Source organism: Neolewinella aquimaris (genome assembly GCF_014197245.1).
Taxonomy (GTDB): Bacteria; Bacteroidota; Bacteroidia; order Chitinophagales; family Saprospiraceae; genus Neolewinella; species Neolewinella aquimaris.
Genome location: NZ_JACIFF010000001.1, coordinates 896,929 through 916,113, shown reverse-complemented (window position 1 = coordinate 916,113; position 19,185 = coordinate 896,929). Strand labels below are relative to the sequence as shown.

Genomic DNA, 19,185 nt, shown 5'->3' with positions numbered 1-19,185 from the left:
CACAATCCAGTAAGGACACTCTATAGCTTAGATCACACCCCAGACCCCATAAGAATGACCGCTGCCGGTATCGACTATACTTTAATTGACACGCAGGAAGCACTGCAAACCTTTTACGAAGAGCACCAGGGAATTGACTGGATGGGTTTCGACACCGAGTTCATCGGTGAGAAGCGGTACCACACCCTGCTCTGCCTGATTCAGGTCAGCAGCGTCCACGGCTACTATCTCATCGACCCCATTGCCCTCTCCGACCTCGGCCCCTTTTTGAAGCTTGTTCAGGATCCCGCCATCGTAAAGATCACCCACGCCGGAGACAACGACTACCGCTTACTGTACCGGGCGTACGGAATCACCCCGGCCAATGCCTTCGATACTCAGATCGCGGCCAGCTTCATCGGCCACCGCTACCCGACCAGCTTCGCCAAACTCGTAGAAGCCGAAATCGGCGATAAGCTCGGCAAGGGATACGCCGTAACCGACTGGTCCCGACGCCCCATGAGCGAAAAGCAGGTAAAGTACGCCCTGCTCGATGTCGTGTACCTGCGCCAACTCTACGACGCCATCTCGGAAAAGTTAAAGGCCAACGGCCGATTACCATGGGCCCTGGAAGAGTGCGCCCTGATGGCCGACTCGGACTACTACTTCCGCGACCCCAACCACGAACTGCTCAACAGCAACCTCGCCCGATCGAGCCGCACCCGCGACCGCATTTTCCTTCTCCGACTGTACGAGTGGCGCCGCTCCGTAGCCGAATCCAAAAACTACAGTAAGGAAATGATCCTGCCCGGCAAGATCATCAGCCAGCTCATGCGTGGCGTACGGGGAGGTAAGGAGTCCATGCTCGAGAACCGCCGCCTGCCCGCTAAGACGATCAACCGCTACGGCGACCTCTTCGTCGACATGTACAACGCGCCGGGCACCGAAGAAGAGCTGACGATCGTCAACCAGATCCAGCGCAACAGCCAGGAAGACGAGGAGGACGATATGATCATCGAACTGCTCTACCTGCTGATGAAGTACCGCGCCGGTGAGGCCGACATCAGCCACGCACTGGTCATGCCACGCAACGCCATCCGCCGCATGAAACAGGACGAGAGCGTGCGCAAAGCACTCCTTGGTTCCGGCTGGCGGCGGGAGCTGCTCGGTGAAGATTTTGTGGAATGGCTCAAGAACTTTGACCGCCTAAAGATGAGCATCGAGGGCGGCAAGATCAGCCTGCACGTCTAGCGCGCCAGCTTCCGTTCGATACGCTGGTAGATGTCCAGCAGCTTCGGTGCTTCGTTTTCCCAGCAGAGTTCCCGGGCGGCGTCCAGGCAGTTTTGCCGTAGGCGGCCGTATCGCTCAGGAGCGTCGCGTAAGGCTTTTATTTGGGCGGCAAGCGCGGGAGCAGTAAGTTCTGGCAAAAGCGCAAAGCATTGGTAGTGTTCCTGCAGCGCCCGGTACTCCGGAAAGTCCATCTGGATACTCGGTAAGCCCGACTGGATGTAGTCGAGCGATTTGTTTGCAAGGCTGTAATAGTAGCTCGGACTGCTGTTCTCCAGCAAGTTGAGTCCGATCCACGCCCGGGCGGTGAAGTCGGGTAGTCGGTCCGGTGCTACGAATCCGTGAAACTTCACCCTGCCCCTTACACCCACTTCATCGGTCAATTGCTCCAGGGCCGTACGTTCCGGGCCCTCGCCGACGATCCATAGCTCACAATTGGGCAGTTGGTGCATGGCGCGAACTGCCGTGTCTAGACCCCGGCCGGGGTTCAGCATGCCCTGATAAAGGATTACTCCTCCAGGATTTTCTTGATTTAAACCTTTTCCCTTGTACGGTACATTCCGTATAACGTCGAATTCAGTACCATAATCCTTTTCCAATTGCAGGGCGAGGGCGGGGCCTACGGTATATCGCGCCGCCGTACGTTTGGCGAGTGCCCGGCCGAGTCCCCGCCAGATGCCGCGAATGAGGGGGCGGTGGACCACTTCAGGAGTTTCACTAAACCACTCGTGGGCGTCATAAACTACGGCCTGACTACGGCCGGCGGCGGTGATCGCGGGAAGGAGGGTGTCGAGGTCGACGGCGCATACGACATCAAATTGCCGACGCTGCAGGTCTTTCCAGAGGCGGTAGCCGTATTCCGCGTAAAATCGTTTTCCACTGTGGTGGCGGCAGCTGAGTCTGACCTGGGCGAAGGGGCGATCGGGTAGGGGACTGCTGCCGGGAAGCCTTCGTCCGATCAGGGTCACGTCGTGTCCGCCCTCGTGGAGGGTAGTGCAGATGCGGTGCATCCGCTGATCGTGACTCAGGTCATTGGTGACCGTGCAAATTATCTTCACGGCAGACGAAGTTTGCCGGCCTGCTGTATCACTAGCCCCTCGTTGACCAAGTCTTGCAGTACGTGCGCGATTTCGGGGCTTTCGGTTCGCTTGAAGGTGGCCAGAATTTCATTCAGCGACAGCTCCTTTTCCAGGGTAAGAAGTTGGTGTACCCGGTCATAGATTTCCCGCTGGTTGGGAATCTGTAATTTTTGCTTGCGGCATACGTCACAGATTCCGCAATGGGGCGGATCCGGTTCGCCGAAGTATTGAAGTAGTAGGCGGGAGCGGCACTCGGAATTCGATTCGCAATAGGCGATCATGGTATCGATCCGGTGGCGCGCCCGTTCCTTGAGGAAATTGTACTGTTTTTCGTCGATGCGCAGGTTATCGGGATCGATGCGTTCCTCCACGAAGACCAGCTGGGGACCGTTCTTTTCCGGTACGTAATCGATGATTCCCTCCGCCTTCATTTTATGAAACGTACGCTGCAATTCTTCGGTAGTAAGCTGGAGGAAATTGGCCAGGGTTCCTTCGCGAAGTTGGACCGGATTGATGAACGCGCCCTGGGTGGTTCGCAGGATAGACTTTACCAGTTTTCCGACCCGGGGATTCTTTAGTTGGTAGTCATACAGTTGTTCCTTGCTTACGATGAATTGAAGGGTGGCCGCCTGGTGAACCTCGTCGGTTAGCAGGATGTAACCTGATTTTTCCAGCGCCTTCAGTCCGCTGTACGCCTGCCGTAGATCAAAGCCGAAGTTGTTGGAGAAGCGCGTGAGGTCAAAGTCGTACACTTCTCCCTTTCCGCCGCCGACGGCCAGTTGCAGAAAGCTACCGAGGGCACGGTACATCCGCTTAATCTCGGGAATGGGGGGGAAGGAGTATTCCCAGTTGCGGATCAGCCGTTCCCCGTCGGACGGGTGGTAAAGCAGGACGGCGTAGCTTATTTTTCCGTCGCGCCCGCCGCGTCCGGCTTCCTGAAAGTAGGCTTCCGGGCTATCGGGCGGGCCGTAGTGGATCACCGAGCGCACGTCCGGTTTGTCGATTCCCATGCCGAAGGCATTCGTAGCAACCATCACCCGCAGGCGGTCGTCGATCCAGTTGTTCTGCCGTTGGTCCTTCTCTTCGCTTTCCAGTCCGGCGTGGTAGGCCGCCGCCGCGATCCCCCGGCGGCCGAGTCGGTGGGCAATCTCCTTGGTGAGGCCGCGGCTGCGTACGTAGATAATACCGGTTCCGGGTACGCCCCGCAGTACCTCCAGCAGTTGTTCCTCCTTTCCGGGGGGGCGGCGGACGATGTAGGCCAGGTTTTCGCGGGCGAAGCTCTGCTGAAATATCTCCCGCTCGCCAAATTCCAGTTTTTCCTGAATGTCGGCGATCACCTCCGGAGTGGCCGTTGCAGTCACTGCGATGAAGGGAACATCGGGGTGGAGCTGCCGGAGTTCGGCGATGCGTAGGTAGGGCGGGCGAAAGTCGTAGCCCCACTGGCTGATGCAGTGCGCTTCATCGACCGCGATCAACGCTACCTTCATGCGTCGAATCCGTTCGCGGGCCAGGTCAGTTAGGAGTCGCTCGGGGCTTAGGTAGAGCAACTTCGTGTTGCCGTATACGGCATTGTCGAATATTCGGTCGATGTCGCTGTGGCGCATTCCGCTGTAGACGGCATCGGCTACGATGCCGCGTTTGCGGAGCTGCCGAACCTGGTCCTTCATCAGGGCAATGAGGGGAGATACCACCAGGGTCACGCCATCCAGCGCCAGGGCGGGAATCTGAAAACACAGGCTTTTTCCGCCGCCGGTAGGAAGCAGTGCCAGGGTGTCTTTTCCCGCCAGCACGCTGTCGACGATTTCCGCCTGCAGGGGACGAAAGTCGGGGTATCCCCAGTATCGGTCTAAGAGCTCGCGCGGCGTTGCCATAATCCGTTTTCCACCAGTTTGCGGGTGGGGTTGAAGGTAGCGAGAACCGCCCGATCTACCTCATTTCCCGCCGCGATGGGAATTATTCTCATAAAGGATGAGGCCCTCTAGGCCGACCCTGTGACACTTGCATCATTCCTGCAGTACAGGGTCGGCTTGAAGAAGAAAGGATGAGGCCCTCTGGGCCGACCCTGCAACACTTACATCATACCTGCAGTACAGGGTCGGCTTGAAGAAGAAAGGATGAGGCCCTCTGGGCCGACCCTGTAATATGCGCATCATACCTGCAGTACCGGGTCTGCTTAGAAAGCCTCATCCTTAAAATGATAGGCCCGGCTTAGAAAGCCTCATCCTTAGGATAATTACCACTTTCTCCGCTCCAAACTAAGGACCGTCAACAGCACGAAAAAGGCCGTCAGACTAAGGAAGTAAACGACATCCCGGCTGTCGATCAGGCCGCGGCCGAGGCTCTGGAAGTGTTCCTGCATGCCCAACCCGCTGATGAAAGCATCCCCGTTTCCGTAAAAGACCGGCAGCGAAGCGAGGTAATCGAAGCCGAAGTACACCCAGAAGGTCAGGGCCAGGGCCAACAGGAAACTGACGATCTGGTTGGTGGTGAGCGAACTGGCAAAGAGGCCGATCGCAACGAAGGCCATACTCAGGAACAGCAGTCCGAGGTAACTGCCCATCGTGCCACCCGCATCAATATTTCCTACTGGTTCGCCGAGCTGATATACGGTATAGTAGTAGAGCAAAGTAGGGAGCAGGGCGATCACCACCAGGGCCAGGCAGGCCAGAAACTTGCCGAGTACGATCTCGATGTCGCGGAGTGGACGGGTCACCAGTAATTCGATGGCACCGGTCTGCCGCTCTTCCGCAAAGGCGCGCATGCTGATCGCGGGAATGATGAAGAGCAAGACGTTCGGCGCCAGGGTAAAGAACGGGCCCAGGGTTGCGTAGCCGTAATTTAGCAGACTGGTATCGGGGAATACGAAGAGAAACAAGCCCATCACGATCAGGAAGACCGCAATGACGACGTACCCGATCAGGCTGGCGAAAAAGGCGTTGATTTCCTTTTGAAATATGGCAAACATCTATCGGTTGGCTTGGGGGCGGGGAAGAAGCAACGGATGACGCTCGTTGTATATCCGCAGCGCGCGGATTAATTTATCCTGTTCTTCGGGTCCGGTACGTTCCAGTGCCGCTACCAGGTCACTCTCCGAAGCAACCAACCGCATCACGGTAGGTAGGTCGAGCGGAAGTCGGCGCCCGCTCGTCAATTCGAAAATGCGGGACAGGCTCCGGGTGCGATCTCGCTCCACCCATCCTTCCCGGAAGGGAAATCCGGTGGCGGGATTGTAGGCTCGCATCAGCTGCCGGGTGTGCACCAGGGTATCGTACCGCAGTGTGCTGTACGTTCCGCGTTCGCGTAGACCGGCGAATTCGTGAAACCCCCTTTCCTCGTCGGCACGGATGAACAGATAAGGTTGCCCGTCCAGGCTGATGGCGTAGGGAGTCCGGTACGACCGGTCCTTATATCCGAATCCAGCGACCTGTAGGCGGTAGTCTTCCGCCAATTGCACCATCTCACCGGTGATCTGGCTCCAGGAAACGTCGGGCGTATTGGCCAGCAAGGCGTCCTGGCTGAGGTAGATGCCTTCACTGAAGCGAAAATCTGCGTCAAACACGCGAGATTGCTGCGCACCGAGCCAGAGGGGGAATAAGAAGAGGATCCATTTCATCACCCGGCAAAGTTAAGGCGCAGCGGTGGTGAGTGCCCGGAACACTTCCTCTACGCTTAGTTCTTCGCGGGTAAGGCCCAGAAGTACCAAGTCATTGGCCACCGCAAAGCGAAAGACCTCGGCGCGTGGATCGGCTTCTGCCCGCAGTAAAAGCCGGTAGCTGTGGGGTGACTTGCCGCGGGTGACCCCCGCAACCCCGACGATCGCGGCCAGTTTTCTCTCGTCCACCACCCGGTCGAACTGAACGAGCAGGGAACTGTCTCCAGTCAGTCGGCGCTGCAGCCGGTCGATGGGGTCATCGGCGACCAACTTGCCCCGGTCTACGATCACGACCCGGTCGCAGATGGCCTGCACCTCCTGCATGATGTGGGTACTGAAGATGACGGTCTTTTCGCGCCCGAGGGCCTGGATGAGTTGCCTGATCTCGGCGAGTTGGTTGGGATCGAGGCCACTGGTGGGCTCATCGAGGATCAGCACCGGTGGATCGTGCAGCAGGGCCTGCGCCAGCCCGACCCGTTGACGGTAGCCCTTCGATAGCTCGCCGATCACCTTATGCGCTTCGCGGCCGAGCCCCGTCCGCTCGATGAGTTCGGCAATGCGTACGCGGGGTTTCCGTATGCCGTTCGCCGAGGCGGCAAATTGCAGGTACTCCCGCACGTACATGTCCCGGTACAGGGGGGTTGTGCTCGGGTAAGTAACCTACCAGCCTGCGCACCGCCAGACTATCCGTTGCCACATCGTGGCCGCAGACCTCCGCCGTGCCCGCGGTCTGACTGAGGTAACAGGTCAGGATCTTCATGGTGGTGGTCTTGCCGGCACCGTTGGGTCCCAGGAAACCCAGCACCTCCCCCGCGGCGGCCGTGAAGCTGATGCCGTCGAGCGCGAGCTGGTCGCCGTAAGCCTTGGTAAGATTTTGGACCGATACCGACATGATCCCTAAGGATTGTTCTGACCCCCAACGCAGGGGATCGGGTGAAAGTACGGAATGCCTAGTAGCCAATGTGGAATAGCGCGTCTCCCTGACTGACCACCGCGGCATTGTTGTGCCCGATGATGAAGCCGTTGCGCGGCGACAGGATGCGTTTATTGGGCCGTACGCCGTGGGGATCGTGGATGATGCCGATGGGCTCCCCCTTGCGCACCGGGTAGCCGCTGCGTTTGGTCCACTGAAAGAGCCCCGCCCTTCCGGCACGCACCCAGCTGCTGGCGGATACCTGCACCGGTTCCCGTTCGGGCTCCTCGTGCAGCAGGTTCAGCATGCCGCGCGCGCTCAGCAAACGGCGGATCCCCGCGATTCCCTCGTGGATGCTGTGGCCGTCGTAGCGTAGATTCTCCCCACCCTCGTAAGTGAGTACACTAAGTCCAAGTGATTTCTGGGCCGAACGCCGCAGTGATTTAATGGGGGCCTTCGAGGAAAGCAGCACGGGTGGATTAAACTGAAGTGCCGCCTGCAGCGCCTCCTCATCATCGGGAGAGTAGCGGATCTGCGGGTAGTTGAAGACGCCCCGTCCCCCGGTGTGAAAATCCACCGCCAGGTCGCAGTGGGCCAGCAAATTCTTGCTCAGGCCGTGGGCGATGCGACTGGCCAGCGATCCGGTGGCGTTGCCGGGGAAGCTGCGGTTGACGTCCTTACCGTCCGGCACGTCCCGGCTGAAGTTGTTGAATCCGTAGACATTCAGCAGCGGCACCACGACCACCGTTCCGGCGGTGATGTTGGCAAAAACATTCTTGCGCAGTCCTAGCCGTAGAATTTCCACCCCGTTGATCTCATCTCCGTGCACCCCTCCGATGAAGAGGATGGTCGGACCGGGTTTATAGCTTCGGAAAACGTGGGCCCGGATGGAGACCGGGTTGCCACTCGGGAGCTGGCCGGCCACGAGTTCCACGGTGCCCGATTGTCCGGGATAAAACTCACCGTTGGCTACGACCAGGGGGGAAATCTCATTCATACCTTGCTAATTGCGTACCGAACGATGGCGCCGGCTATGTCTACTTTAGTGGCCCCCTCGATGCCCTCCAGTCCGGGGCTCGCGTTTACTTCCATCACCAGGGCACCGCGTCGGCTGGGAATCAGGTCGACCCCGGCCACCTCCACTCCGACGGCCCGGACGGTTTTCATTACAATCTCCCGCTCGTTATCACTCAGCACGATGGCCGTTGCCGTTGCCCCCCGGTGGATGTTCGCCCGAAATTCGCCCGGTGCCGCCCGCCGCTCCATGGTTGCTACGATCTCATCACCGACCACGAAGGCCCGAAAATCAGCTCCGTTGCTCTCCCGGATATACTCCTGCAGCAGGATGCGGTCCTGCAGTTGCAAAAAGCCTTCCACCAGTCGCTCCAACTGAAACATATTGTGCGCCAACCCGACCCCGACTCCGTGGGTGCTTTCCAGTAGTTTGACCACGATCGGGAAGGGACCCATCCGCCGGGCGGCCCGCTTGGCTTCGTAGGCCGAAAAACAGAGTACGGTGTGGGGTACGTCGATTCCCGCCGCCGCCACACACTGCAGGCAACTCATTTTATCGCGGGCCAGAAGCAGGGCCTCCGCCGAAAGGATGTGCGGCACTCCCAGTGCGTCGAGCTGGCGAATGATCGACACCCCCCGGGTCGTCACGTTCGCGCCGATACGCGGGATCACAACCTCCGGCAGGTCCAACGGACTCCCGTTGTACAAAATGGAGCTGCGGCTACCGTGCAACGATGGGCTGCACACGGCGTGATCGATCACCTCCGCTTCGTGACCGAGCAGCTCGGCAGCTTCCACGAGTCGACGGGTGCTGTAGAGGGATGGACCACGGGAAAAAATGCCTATTTGCATGGCGGCAAAGGTAACTGCACCGCCCTTCATGTTGGCTAGTCGGAGGGAATGCGAATGCTCCCGCGCGCCCGCCCCGAACTTCCACGCTACGCCCGCAAGTGCTACTTTGGCGGAGTTATGCGCAAACTCACTCCCCAGGAATACTTCGCTGCCGAAGGCCACGCCGTGCTGCTGGACGTCCGTAGTCCCGGGGAATATGCCCACGGACACCTGCCCGGTGCCGTAAATCTCCCCCTCTTCGATAACGACGAACGCGCCGAGGTGGGAACGCTGTACAAACAACACAGTCCCGACGAGGCCCTTCTGCGCGGACTCGAGATCGTCGGCGGAAAAATGCGTAACCTGGTTGAAAGTGCCCGCCGCCACGCCCCCGGGGGCAGGGTAGTGGTACAGTGCTGGCGGGGAGGACAGCGAAGTGCCAGCGTGGCTTGGCTGCTGGAGCAGGCTAATTTCCAGGTCGCCCAGCTTACCGGTGGCTACAAAGCAAGCCGGGCGTACGTACATGAATGGCTGAAGCAGGACCTCCACCAACTGCGCGTAATCAGCGGGCCTACCGGTACGGGAAAGACGGCCATCCTGCACGCCCTGCAAGAAATGGGCGCCGATATTGTGGACTTAGAAGGACTGGCCCGGCACAAGGGATCGTCGTTCGGTGCCCTGGGCGAGGACCCCCAACCCACCTCCGAAACCTTCGAGAACAACCTCTTTGCCGCCCTGCGGGCCATACCGCCGGGTCGCCTCGTGTGGCTGGAGGACGAAAGCCGCATGATCGGTACCGTCTGTCAGCCAGACGCTTTTTACGACCGGTTGATCGCCGCGCCCTCGGTGGTGATCGTGCAGCCCCGGGAGTGGCGGGTGGCGAACCTCGTCGACGATTACGCCCCCTACCCAAAAGAAGAACTGGCCGCGGCCTTCTCCCGCTTGCGCAAAAAACTGGGCGGACAACACCTGCAGGTAGCCCTCGACGCCCTCGACCGGGGTGACTTTGCGGCGGCCTGCCGGATCGCCCTGGTCTACTACGACAAAGCCTACGCCCACTACGGGGAAAAAAAGGGAGCCACCAACCTCCAGCGTCTGGAAGCCGAACACCCCGGTGCGGAATCCATCGCACGTCAATTACTTGCCCTGCCGTGAACCGCCTGATCCGACAGATCGAACGAACCGTGAGTTGGATCGGGCGCGCCGCCGGTCTGCTGAACCTGGCACTCATCGTGGTGGTGGTGACCGATGTACTCCTGCGTTGGTTCTTTTCCCTTACCTCCGCCTGGGTGATCGAACTCGAGTGGCACCTGTTTGCCCTAATCTTCCTGCTCGGGATACCGTATGCCCTGCAGCAGGACCGCCACGTGCGGGTAGACTTGTTTTACGAATCCTTCCGGCCGCGCGACAAGGCCCTGGTAAACGTCGTGGGCACCCTGATCTTTTTGCTTCCCTGGGCGGCGGTGTTACTCTACACCAGCTGGCACTACGCCGCCGAAGCCTGGATATCGGGAGAAGGAAGTCCAAACCCCAACGGCATCCCCTACTTTTTTCCCATCAAGGCCGTAGTCCCATTTGCCGCCGCACTGCTCATTCTACAGGGCATCGCTACGGGATGGCATGCGGTACGAAATTCTCAGGAAATATGAGTCTGGCCGTGCTCGCCCTGATCCTCTTCGTGAGCATCTTTTTGTTGGTGCTTTACGGTTACCCCGTGGCCTTCACGCTGGGCGGCCTCAGCCTGATCTACGCCTTCTGCTTTCTCGATGCTGCCGTGCTTACCCTGCTGCCCAACCGGGTGATGGGGGTGATGGAAAACTCCGTCCTGCTGGCCGTACCCCTGTTCGTCTTCATGGGCATCATGCTGGAAAAAAGCGGACTAGCGGAGCGAATGCTGAAGAGCATGGCCAGCCTATTCGGGGGGGTGCGTGGCGGCATGGCCGTATCGGTCATCATCGTGGGGGCGCTGCTGGCGGCTTCCACCGGCATTGTCGGGGCTACGGTCATCACGATGGGTCTGATCAGCCTGCCACCGATGTTGCGGCAGGGGTACCCACCGACGGTTTCCACCGGTGTGATCGCCGCTTCGGGTACACTGGGGCAAATCATTCCACCTTCTGTGGTACTGGTGCTGTTGGGCAGTGTGCTGCAGGTGAGCGTGGGTAGTTTGTTTCGCGCCGCGCTGTATCCGAGTATGTTGCTGGTGGGTGCATACATCGTCTATATCCTGGTTCTCGGTTGGATGAAGCCCCGGACGTTTCCCCTTCCCGAAAATGCTGCGGTGAAGTGGGGTCGTGAGCTGTGGATCAGCGCGTTACAGAGTTTGTTTCTACCGTTGCTGCTGATCGTTGCCGTGCTCGGGAGTATTCTGGCCGGCATTGCGTCTCCGACGGAAGCGGCGGGGGTCGGGGCCGCGGGTGCAGTGCTGTTAACGGCGACCCAGGGTCGGCTGACTTGGCAAGTGACCAAACTCGTCTGCCGGGATACCACTCACCTGACGAGTATGGTGTTCATGATCCTGCTGGGGGCTACCACCTTTTCCCTTGTGTTCCGCGAATTGGGGGGAGATCGTTTCCTGGTGAGCCTGATCGAACGCAGCGATTTGCCTGAATACCAATTTCTTGCACTGGTGATGCTGGTGGTGTTCGTGGCCGGATTCTTCATCGACTTTATCGAGATCGTATTCATCATAGTGCCAGTGGTCACGCCGGTATTCATTGCGTACGGTACCGACCTGATCTGGCTGGGCATTCTGCTGGGCATCAATTTACAGACAAGCTTTTTGTCGCCGCCCTTCGGTTTTGCCCTGTTTTACCTTAAGGGAGTGGCACCACCGGAGGTGACTACGGCCCACCTATACCGGGGGATCGTGCCGTTTTTGATCATCCAGGTGATTCTGCTGGCCGTCGTGGTATTTTTCCCGGAGTGGCTGGGGGTGAGGGGGTAGGTTGCCGCTGATCTCCTTTAGCCGTTCCACTTTCCACAAAAATTGCGCGCGTCTTCCCGGATGGAGGGGTGGCCGAGTTTTGCCCCTTCGTATCTTTACCGCATAAAATAGAATCGCCGCATGTCTACCGTTGCTACTACCCGCCTTTCCGATCGTGTCCTCACTATGGAGGAATCCGCTACCCTACGCATGGCCCAGTTGGGACGTGAGGTGAAGGCGCAGGGCCACGACGTGATCAGCCTGAGCCTGGGAGAGCCCGATTTCGATACCCCGGAGCACATCAAGCAGGCCGCTAAGGAGGCGCTCGACCTCGGTCTGACCAAGTACACCCCGGTACCCGGAACCGCGGAGATCAAGCAGGCCATTTCCGATAAATTCAAGCGGGAGAACGACCTGGACTACAAGCCGTCGCAGATCGTCGTAAGCACCGGCGCCAAGCAGAGCATCGCCAACGTCTGCTTCGCCCTGCTGAACGAAGGCGACGAGGCAGTCATCCTGGCCCCCTTCTGGGTGAGCTACTCCGCCATGGTGGAAGTTGCCGGTGGCAAGGCGGTCATCGTCGGTGCCGGCATCGAGGACGACTACAAAGTCACGCCCGCAGCGATCGCGGAAGCCATCAACGAACGGACTAAATTTATCCTCTTTTCCTCGCCCTGTAATCCGACCGGCTCGGTTTACACCCACGACGAACTGGCCGCCATCGCCCGGATGCTGGCGGACTACCCCGATGTCTACGTCGTTTCCGATGAGATCTACGAGCACATCAACTTCACCGGAAAGCACGCCAGCATCGGTACGTTTTCCGAGGTGAAGGATCGCACCATTACGGTCAACGGATTCAGCAAGGGTTTTGCCATGACCGGCTGGCGTCTTGGCTACCTGGGTGCCCCCCAGGACGTGGCCGATGCCTGCAGCAAGCTGCAGGGACAAAACACGAGCGGCGCAAACAGCATCGCCCAGTACGCCGGTGCCCACGCGCTCAACAGCGACCTCGGACCTACGGTCGCCATGAAGGAAGCCTTCGCCCGCCGTCGCGAGTTGATCATTGACGGACTGGAAAAAATCGAGGGCCTGAAGGTGAACCGCCCCCAGGGAGCTTTTTACATCTTCCCCGACGTGAGTGCCTTTTTCGGTAGATCAACCGGAGACACCCAGATTAACAACGCCGACGATCTGGCGGAGTACCTCCTGCTCACCGCCCACGTGGCGACCGTTACCGGCGATGCCTTCGGGGCACCGACCTGTTTGCGGATCAGCTATGCGGCCAGTGAGGACCAGCTGCGGCAGGCCGTGGAGCGGATTGGAGAGGCGCTGCGGGCACTTAAGTAACTTAGTAACCGGCTACGTCGTCGTCCGGATTGCGGGGGTCGGCGGCAACGCGGAGAGTGCCATCCGGCATAACCAGGATGGCTTTGATCACGGCCATCGATTCTACTTCCCGGAATTGGTAACCGAGTGCTTCAAGGCTATCTCTCGTGTCCTTAGCCAGGCCGCCACCTTCGTATTTGATCTCGTCGGGCAACCATTGGTGGTGGAAGCGGGGAGCCGCAACGGCCTCCGGTAGGTCCATGCCGTATTCGGTGACGTTTAGGAAGGTCTGGAGTACTGCCGTGATGATGGTCGACCCGCCCGGTGCGCCGAGCACCATAAAGAGGCGGCCGTCTTGCTCGACGATGGTCGGCGTCATGCTCGACAGCATGCGCTTACCCGGCTGGATGGCGTTTGCTTCCTTGCCGACCAGTCCGAACATGTTGGGTACGCCGGGCTTGGCGCTGAAGTCGTCCATCTCGTTGTTGAGGAAGAACCCGCCGCCGTCGACCATGACCTTACTGCCGAAGTTTCCGTTCAGGGTGGTGGTGATGCTGACGGCATTGCCCATACTGTCTACGATGCTGATGTGGGTCGTTTCGTAGGTTTCCTTCATGGGCATTGGTCCGGCCAGGATGGCCTCACTGGTGCCGGCCGTATCCGCTCGAAAATCCGCCATTCGCGCACGGAGGTAGTGATCGTCGAGCAGCGAATCGACGGGGACGGGGTAAAAGTCCGCATCCCCCAGGTACTCCGCCCGGTCGGCGTAGGCCCGGCGCATGGCCTCCACGGTCACCTGCACGGCACGCGGAGAATGGAAGCCGTATTCGGCCAGCGGATAGTTTTCCAGCATCTCGGTCATCTGTGCCAGCGCAACCCCGCCACTGCTGCTCGGCGGCATGGAGATGATGCGGTACCCTTTGTAATCTTTGGTAATGGGTGCTTTCCACTTAGGCGCGTAGCTGCGCAGGTCTTCGGCGGTGATCAGCCCGCCCCCGCTTTCCATTTCCGCCACGATGAGCCGCGCTGTCTCGCCTTCGTAAAAACCGGCCCGCCCGCGGTCGCGGATCCGGATCAGCGTTGCTCCCAGATCCGGTTGTTGCACCTGCGTCCCCGCCACAACGGTGCTGTCGGAGAAGGGGGTCTGGTCGTTGAAGGCGGCAAAGTCCGCGTGGTAGCTCTTCAGGCGCGACACTTCACTCTCGCTGAGGCGGTAGCCTTCGCTGGCGTAATCGATCGCGGGCTGGACAAGTTCCTCCCACGGCAGACTCCCGAAGCGTTCGTGCATGGAGGCGATCCCCGCAACCGTCCCCGGTACGCCGACCGCCAGATGTCCCCGGGTGCTGAGGTCGGCGATGACCTCACCATCCGCGTCGAGGTACATATCCCGGCTGGCTGCGGCGGGCGCGATCTCCCGGTAGTCAAGGGTGATGGCCTCTCCATCTGCCGGACGGTACACCAGGAAGCCCCCGCCCCCTATATTTCCGGCGCGGGGGTAGACGACCGCCATCGCGAACTGCATGGCCACCGCCGCATCGATGGCGTTTCCTCCCCGCCGCAGCACGTCGAGCCCGGCTTCCGTTGCGAGGGGGTGGGGACCGGCGATCGCAGCCTTCGGAAAGGTGCCGGATTTCTGTGCTTCGTAGTCTACCCGCGGCGTTTCACGGCATCCGAGGAATAGAAGGAGTAGCGCGAACGGTAAGTAACGCATGGCTTGGTCATTTGGGTAGGACAATATGGGTAAATCTTCGCAACTTCGCCGTGCCCTAACCAGCTTACGACATGCAAACCACCCACCACCTGCTCATGGTACGGCCCGCCAACTTTGCGCGCGCCAGTGAGACCGTAGCCGACAACTCCTTCCAGGAGGTCGTTTCAAATGAAAGTTTCGGCTCCATCGGCGATCGGGCCGTGGAGGAGTTCGACCGCTTCGTGGACCTGTTGCGCACTGCCGGTGTAGAAGTCACGGTCATCGAGGATACCGCTAGCCCGGTGAAGCCCGACGCGGTGTTCCCCAACAACTGGTTTTCGACCCACCCCGATGGTACTCTGGTCACTTATCCGACCTACTGGCCCCAACGCAGGCTCGAGCGGCGGGAAGACGTCGTCGAGATGCTCAAAAGCCGCTACCGCGTCGATCGCCACCTCGATCTGTCGGTATGGGAGGCGGAAGATTGTTTTCTCGAAAGCACGGGGTCGCTCCTCCTGGACCGGGACCGAAAAGTAGCCTACGCCTGCCTGTCGCAGCGGTGTACCCGCGAGGCCGTCCACGACTGGTGCGAGCTGATGGATTACCAGCCCATCACCTTCCACGCCTACGACGCCCGGGGGGCGGTGATCTACCACACCAACGTGATGATGGCGATCGGAACGACACACGTCATCGTATGTCTGGATGCGGTGACCGACGCCGAAGAAAAAAGTAAGCTGACCGAGAGCCTGCTGCTTTCGGGTAAACGCATCGTAGGACTTTCCCTGGAGCAGGTAGACCAATTCGCCGGTAACGCACTGGAAGTGAAGACCACGGAGGGGCCGGCCTGGATCATGTCTACCGCCGCCTTTACCTCCCTGGATGACGCGCAGCGGGACGCCCTGATGGAGCCGGAAAACATGCGGATCGTACACACCGACCTGTCGACCATCGAGCGCTACGGCGGGGGCAGCGCCCGCTGTATGCTGGGGGAGATCTACCTCGAAACCCGTTAACACACCTTAATTTCCTTTAACCCTTCCGTATCGATTTTCCCGGGCGGCCGGGCCTAGTTTTGTCGTAAACGAAACGACATGCAACGCGCCGCCATCCATCCATTGCTCCTGCTGCTGGGACTGGTTGTCCTGGCGGTTCCCTCCTGTACCTCCGTTCAGTCGCTGGTGGAATCCGGCAACTACGAGAAGACGATCGCGGTCGCCCAGCGCCGGCTGACGGGAAAGCAAAAAAAGAACCCGAAGTACGTCGCTGCCCTCGAAACCGCCGTGAATCGTGCCAACGAGGAGGACGTTAACCGCGCTGAATTTTTGAAGAAAAAACCGGAAGTAGACTGGGTACGCGTCCACGCCATCTACGACAACCTCAAGCAGCGGCAGGATGCGCTACGGCCGCTGCTTCCGCTCACCGACAAGAACGGTCGCAAGGCTAATTTCCGGTTCGTGAAGGTGGAAGGCCCCCTGGCGGAGGCTACCAATCGGGCCGCGGACCAGGTTTACCGCCAAGCCCTGTCTGAACTGGAGGCCGGCCGTCGGGGAGATAAGTCAGCCGCCCGGGCCGCCTATTCCTCCTTCGAGCGCACCGACCGCTACCGCAGCAACTACCGCGACAGCTACACGCTACAGGCGGAGGCCGAGCAGCTGGGTAAGGTGTACGTGACCGTCGACGTGGTCAATCAGAGCGGCGGCTACCTGCCCCGCGGTTTCGAAGACGAACTGCTGCGCCTGCGTACCGACAACATGGACGACCGCTGGCGGGTATTCGATTTCCACCGCCGCGACGATCGCTCCTACGACTACAGTGCCAGGATCGTCATTCGCGACATTGCCGTCAGCCCGGAACGCATTTCCGAACGCAGCTACGTAGACGAAAAACAGATTATAGACGGTGAGGAATACGTGCTCGATTCCCGCGGCAACGTCGCCAAGGACAGCCTGGGCAACGACATCACCCGACCGCGCAAAGTGATCGTGCGTGCTGAAATTTTAGAGGTACTGCAGCAAAAATCCGCCTTCGTCACCGGCAGCATGCAGCTGTACGACCTGCGCCGGCAGCGGGTGGTCGACGAAGAAGAACTCTCCGCGGAGGCCGTATTCGAGCACTACGCCAGCACCTACCGCGGTGACCCCCGGGCACTGAGTGGCGACAGCCGCCGCCGCATCGGCAATCAGCCCCGTCAGTTTCCGACCAACGAATCACTCATTTTGGATGCGGTAGCGGTGCTCAAACCCCACCTACAAAACCGGTTGGCCGATAGCCACCGACTGATATAACCCCACTGACTCGTTAATCATTTCCCGTATTTGAAGTACTCCCGCGTCGGCCCGTCCGGCGTCGGGAGTTTTTTATTGCGCGAGCCCCGCCTGATCGAGCACCCAGGCGTAGTCGCGGGCCACTTCCCTGATCCGTTCGAAGCGGCCCGACGCACCGCCGTGGCCGGCCTCCAGATTGGTGTGGAACAGGATGTCGTTGTCGTCGGTCTTCAGCTCCCGCAGCTTTGCGACCCACTTGGCGGGCTCCCAGTACTGCACCTGGCTGTCGTGCAGGCCGGTAGTGACGAGCATTTTCGGATAGGCCTTCGCCTCCACCTGGTCTACCGGGCTGTAGCTTTTGATGTAGTGGTAAAACTCTGCATCGTTCGGATTTCCCCACTCGTCGTACTCCCCGGTAGTGAGGGGAATGGAGTCGTCGAGCATCGTGGTGACCACGTCAACGAACGGTACCTGGGAAACCAGTCCCGCAAACAGGTCCGGACGAAGATTCGCCACCACCCCGATCAGCAATCCTCCGGCACTTCCTCCCATGGCGTACAGGCGATCCGTGCGCGTATAGTCGTGCTTCACGAGCCACTCGGCGGCGTCGATGAAATCGTGGAAGGTGTTCTTTTTATTAAGCAGTTTGCCCTCCTCGTACCAGTGACGGCCCATTTCCTCACCACCGCGAATGTGGGCGATGACAAAAATCATCCCCCGGTCGAGCAGACTGAGGCGGGTGATGCTGAAGCTCGGATCCATGCTGTGCCCGTAACTGCCGTAAGCATATAGCAGCAGGGGAGCGGTTCCGTCCCGTGGCGTACCCTTTCGGTACACGATACTGAGTGGCACCCGGGTGCCGTCGCGGGACTCGGAAAAGACGCGCTCCGTCTCGTAGTTTTTCGGATCGAAATCACCCAGAACGGGCTGCTGCTTCAGGAGGGTGCGGTCGCGGGTCCGCATGTTGAAGTCGAATGTGCTCGGCGGGGTGGTCATACTCTGGTAGCCGTAGCGGAGTACTTCCGACTCCATATCGGGATTGGTACTTGTATACGCCATGTACGCCGCATCGCGGAAATCAAGGTAGTACTCCTCCCCGTCGAAGGGGCGTACCCGTAGCCGCGTCAGACCGTTTTCGCGCTCGCTCAGCACAAGGTAGTCCCGGAATAAGTCGACGCCTTCGAGCAGTACGTCGGGTCGGTTTGGGATAACGGTTTCCCAGTGTTCCTTGCTGGTACTGTCCTCCGGCGTGACCATCAGCTGAAAGTTTTTGGCCCCGTAGTTGGTCAGCACGTAAAAGCGCTCGTCGATGTGCTCGATGCCGTATTCCAGGTTTCGCTCCCGCGCCTGAAAAAGTCGGGGTTCTCCCAGCGGATTCGTCGCTTCCAGTAGCCGGTACTCGGTGCTTACCGTCTGTGCGGAGCCGATGACGACGTACTTGCGTGACTTGCTGCGGTAGACGTAGGCGCGGAAGGTTTCGTCTTTTTCTTCATACACGACCTCGTCATCCTGGGGTGCCGTCCCGAGCCGGTGGCGCATGATTTTGTAGGGGCGTAGGGCTTCATCCTTGACGGAGTAGAAGAGGTACTGCCCGTCCGCGCTCCATACGCTGCCGGCGGTGGTATTGGGGATCTGGTCGGGCAGGTTGCGCCCCGTCAGCATGTCCTTGATGTGGATGGTGTAGATCCGCCGGCTCAGGGTGTCTTCGCCGTAGCTGACGTAGCGGTTGTCGTCGCTCACGGCCATTGCCCCCACCTCGTAGTAGTCGTAGGGTTCGGCCATCTCGTTGAGGTTAAACATCAGCTCCTCCTCCTCTCCGGAGACTGGCTTGCGGAAGTAGCGCGGGTACTGGTCGCCCACTTCGTAGCTGGTGCGGTAGATGTATCCCCGGTTGGTGTAGGGAACGCTGCTGTCGTCCTCCTTGATTTTGCCCTTGATTTCCTGAAAGAGCTGCTCGCGAAAGTCCTTCAGGTGAGCCATTTTCGCTTCGAAGTAGGCATTCTCGGCGGCGAGGTGAGCGAGCACTTCGGGGTCCTCCCGCTGATTCATCCAGTAGTAATCGTCGTAGCGGGTGTCGCCGTGGAGGAGGAGTTCTTTGCGGATTTTTTTAGGGGTAGGTGGGGTCATTTGTTTTGTTTGGCGGGTACGCGGGTGCAAAGTAAATGGAAAGGAGCGAGCTGCTCGTCGGGGGGGGCATCGCTGCCGGAGGCAGCTTTTT

At 59.6% G+C, this 19,185-nt stretch carries 17 protein-coding genes; 7 read left to right on the top strand and 10 right to left on the bottom strand.

The genetic code is table 11. The features are described from left to right. The first annotated feature begins 54 nt into the window (after window positions 1-54). On the top strand, window positions 55-1,230 hold the full coding sequence (locus GGR28_RS03635) for a ribonuclease D (RefSeq protein ID WP_183494346.1): 1,176 nt from the start codon (window positions 55-57) through the stop codon (window positions 1,228-1,230). Here GGR28_RS03635 and GGR28_RS03630 read toward each other — a convergent pair. The 8 genes from GGR28_RS03630 to GGR28_RS03600 form a co-directional block, all read right to left on the bottom strand. Then, the gene (locus GGR28_RS03630) at window positions 1,227-2,324 is read right to left on the bottom strand and encodes a glycosyltransferase family 4 protein (RefSeq protein ID WP_183494345.1); all 1,098 of its coding nucleotides are present in this window, start codon (window positions 2,322-2,324) and stop codon (window positions 1,227-1,229) included. The two genes, GGR28_RS03635 and GGR28_RS03630, sit on opposite strands and share 4 nt — an antisense overlap. Further along, complete coding sequence (locus tag GGR28_RS03625) at window positions 2,321-4,216, bottom strand: RecQ family ATP-dependent DNA helicase (protein WP_183494344.1); 1,896 nt, start codon at window positions 4,214-4,216, stop codon at window positions 2,321-2,323. The genes GGR28_RS03630 and GGR28_RS03625 overlap by 4 nt, the downstream gene beginning before the upstream one ends. Window positions 4,217-4,578: 362 nt before the next feature. Further along, on the bottom strand, window positions 4,579-5,310 hold the full coding sequence (gldF, locus tag GGR28_RS03620) for a gliding motility-associated ABC transporter permease subunit GldF (RefSeq protein ID WP_183494343.1): 732 nt from the start codon (window positions 5,308-5,310) through the stop codon (window positions 4,579-4,581). Continuing rightward, a complete protein-coding gene (locus GGR28_RS03615) occupies window positions 5,311-5,958 on the bottom strand; it encodes a hypothetical protein (protein ID WP_183494342.1) in 648 nt (215 codons plus the stop codon). A 12-nt stretch (window positions 5,959-5,970) separates the two neighbouring features. Then, entirely contained in the window at window positions 5,971-6,621 is a 651-nt protein-coding gene (locus tag GGR28_RS18990; RefSeq protein ID WP_262890716.1) for an ATP-binding cassette domain-containing protein, read from the bottom strand. Further along, window positions 6,509-6,889 carry an ATP-binding cassette domain-containing protein gene (locus GGR28_RS18985; protein WP_262890715.1) on the bottom strand — a complete coding sequence of 127 codons (381 nt, stop codon included), beginning with the start codon at window positions 6,887-6,889 and terminating at the stop codon, window positions 6,509-6,511. Before GGR28_RS18985 ends, GGR28_RS18990 begins: the two co-directional genes overlap by 113 nt. Before the next feature lie 58 nt (window positions 6,890-6,947). Next, a complete protein-coding gene (locus GGR28_RS03605; RefSeq protein ID WP_246416202.1) occupies window positions 6,948-7,907 on the bottom strand; it encodes a succinylglutamate desuccinylase/aspartoacylase family protein in 960 nt (319 codons plus the stop codon). Beyond that, entirely contained in the window at window positions 7,904-8,776 is an 873-nt protein-coding gene (locus tag GGR28_RS03600; RefSeq protein ID WP_183494341.1) for an ATP-grasp domain-containing protein, read from the bottom strand. The genes GGR28_RS03605 and GGR28_RS03600 overlap by 4 nt, the downstream gene beginning before the upstream one ends. 117 nt (window positions 8,777-8,893) lie before the next feature. Here GGR28_RS03600 and mnmH point away from each other — a divergent pair, with 117 nt between their 5' ends. The 4 genes from mnmH (at window position 8,894) to GGR28_RS03580 (ending at window position 13,031) form a co-directional block, all read left to right on the top strand. After that, complete coding sequence (gene mnmH, locus GGR28_RS03595; RefSeq protein WP_183494340.1) at window positions 8,894-9,910, top strand: tRNA 2-selenouridine(34) synthase MnmH; 1,017 nt, start codon at window positions 8,894-8,896, stop codon at window positions 9,908-9,910. Beyond that, window positions 9,907-10,404: a TRAP transporter small permease subunit gene (locus GGR28_RS03590; RefSeq protein WP_319936696.1), complete on the top strand. Its 498-nt coding sequence runs from the start codon at window positions 9,907-9,909 to the stop codon at window positions 10,402-10,404. Before mnmH ends, GGR28_RS03590 begins: the two co-directional genes overlap by 4 nt. After that, window positions 10,401-11,702, top strand: a complete 1,302-nt coding sequence (locus tag GGR28_RS03585) for a TRAP transporter large permease (RefSeq protein WP_183494339.1) — start codon at window positions 10,401-10,403, stop codon at window positions 11,700-11,702. Before GGR28_RS03590 ends, GGR28_RS03585 begins: the two co-directional genes overlap by 4 nt. Window positions 11,703-11,822: 120 nt before the next feature. Continuing rightward, window positions 11,823-13,031, top strand: a complete 1,209-nt coding sequence (locus GGR28_RS03580; protein WP_183494338.1) for a pyridoxal phosphate-dependent aminotransferase — start codon at window positions 11,823-11,825, stop codon at window positions 13,029-13,031. 1 nt (window position 13,032) lies between these two features. Here GGR28_RS03580 and ggt read toward each other — a convergent pair whose 3' ends face one another. Then, complete coding sequence (gene ggt, locus GGR28_RS03575; protein ID WP_183494337.1) at window positions 13,033-14,721, bottom strand: gamma-glutamyltransferase; 1,689 nt, start codon at window positions 14,719-14,721, stop codon at window positions 13,033-13,035. Between the two features lie 71 nt (window positions 14,722-14,792). On the opposite strand from ggt, the gene ctlX reads away from it, so the two are divergent. Both ctlX and GGR28_RS03565 read left to right on the top strand, forming a co-directional pair. Further along, window positions 14,793-15,716: a citrulline utilization hydrolase CtlX gene (ctlX, locus tag GGR28_RS03570; RefSeq protein WP_183494336.1), complete on the top strand. Its 924-nt coding sequence runs from the start codon at window positions 14,793-14,795 to the stop codon at window positions 15,714-15,716. A 78-nt stretch (window positions 15,717-15,794) separates the two neighbouring features. After that, window positions 15,795-16,988: a hypothetical protein gene (locus GGR28_RS03565; RefSeq protein WP_183494335.1), complete on the top strand. Its 1,194-nt coding sequence runs from the start codon at window positions 15,795-15,797 to the stop codon at window positions 16,986-16,988. A 72-nt stretch (window positions 16,989-17,060) separates the two neighbouring features. Here the strand turns inward: GGR28_RS03565 and GGR28_RS03560 are convergent, their stop codons facing one another. Next, the gene (locus GGR28_RS03560; protein ID WP_183494334.1) at window positions 17,061-19,094 is read right to left on the bottom strand and encodes a S9 family peptidase; all 2,034 of its coding nucleotides are present in this window, start codon (window positions 19,092-19,094) and stop codon (window positions 17,061-17,063) included. Window positions 19,095-19,185 lie beyond the last annotated feature (91 nt).

What these genes read in the sequence shown, in the direction of transcription:
- GGR28_RS03635 (WP_183494346.1), top strand. Translation starts at nt 55, where the DNA reads ATGACCGCTGCCGGTATCGACTATACTTTAATTGACACGCAGGAAGCA.
- GGR28_RS18990 (WP_262890716.1), bottom strand. Translation starts at nt 6,621, where the DNA reads ATGTACGTGCGGGAGTACCTGCAATTTGCCGCCTCGGCGAACGGCATA.
- GGR28_RS03560 (WP_183494334.1), bottom strand. Translation starts at nt 19,094, where the DNA reads ATGACCCCACCTACCCCTAAAAAAATCCGCAAAGAACTCCTCCTCCAC.
- GGR28_RS03565 (WP_183494335.1), top strand. Translation starts at nt 15,795, where the DNA reads ATGCAACGCGCCGCCATCCATCCATTGCTCCTGCTGCTGGGACTGGTT.
- GGR28_RS03615 (WP_183494342.1), bottom strand. Translation starts at nt 5,958, where the DNA reads ATGAAATGGATCCTCTTCTTATTCCCCCTCTGGCTCGGTGCGCAGCAA.
- GGR28_RS03580 (WP_183494338.1), top strand. Translation starts at nt 11,823, where the DNA reads ATGTCTACCGTTGCTACTACCCGCCTTTCCGATCGTGTCCTCACTATG.
- GGR28_RS03605 (WP_246416202.1), bottom strand. Translation starts at nt 7,907, where the DNA reads ATGAATGAGATTTCCCCCCTGGTCGTAGCCAACGGTGAGTTTTATCCC.
- GGR28_RS03625 (WP_183494344.1), bottom strand. Translation starts at nt 4,216, where the DNA reads ATGGCAACGCCGCGCGAGCTCTTAGACCGATACTGGGGATACCCCGAC.
- GGR28_RS18985 (WP_262890715.1), bottom strand. Translation starts at nt 6,889, where the DNA reads ATGTCGGTATCGGTCCAAAATCTTACCAAGGCTTACGGCGACCAGCTC.
- ctlX (WP_183494336.1), top strand. Translation starts at nt 14,793, where the DNA reads ATGCAAACCACCCACCACCTGCTCATGGTACGGCCCGCCAACTTTGCG.
- mnmH (WP_183494340.1), top strand. Translation starts at nt 8,894, where the DNA reads ATGCGCAAACTCACTCCCCAGGAATACTTCGCTGCCGAAGGCCACGCC.
- ggt (WP_183494337.1), bottom strand. Translation starts at nt 14,721, where the DNA reads ATGCGTTACTTACCGTTCGCGCTACTCCTTCTATTCCTCGGATGCCGT.
- gldF (WP_183494343.1), bottom strand. Translation starts at nt 5,310, where the DNA reads ATGTTTGCCATATTTCAAAAGGAAATCAACGCCTTTTTCGCCAGCCTG.
- GGR28_RS03600 (WP_183494341.1), bottom strand. Translation starts at nt 8,776, where the DNA reads ATGCAAATAGGCATTTTTTCCCGTGGTCCATCCCTCTACAGCACCCGT.
- GGR28_RS03585 (WP_183494339.1), top strand. Translation starts at nt 10,401, where the DNA reads ATGAGTCTGGCCGTGCTCGCCCTGATCCTCTTCGTGAGCATCTTTTTG.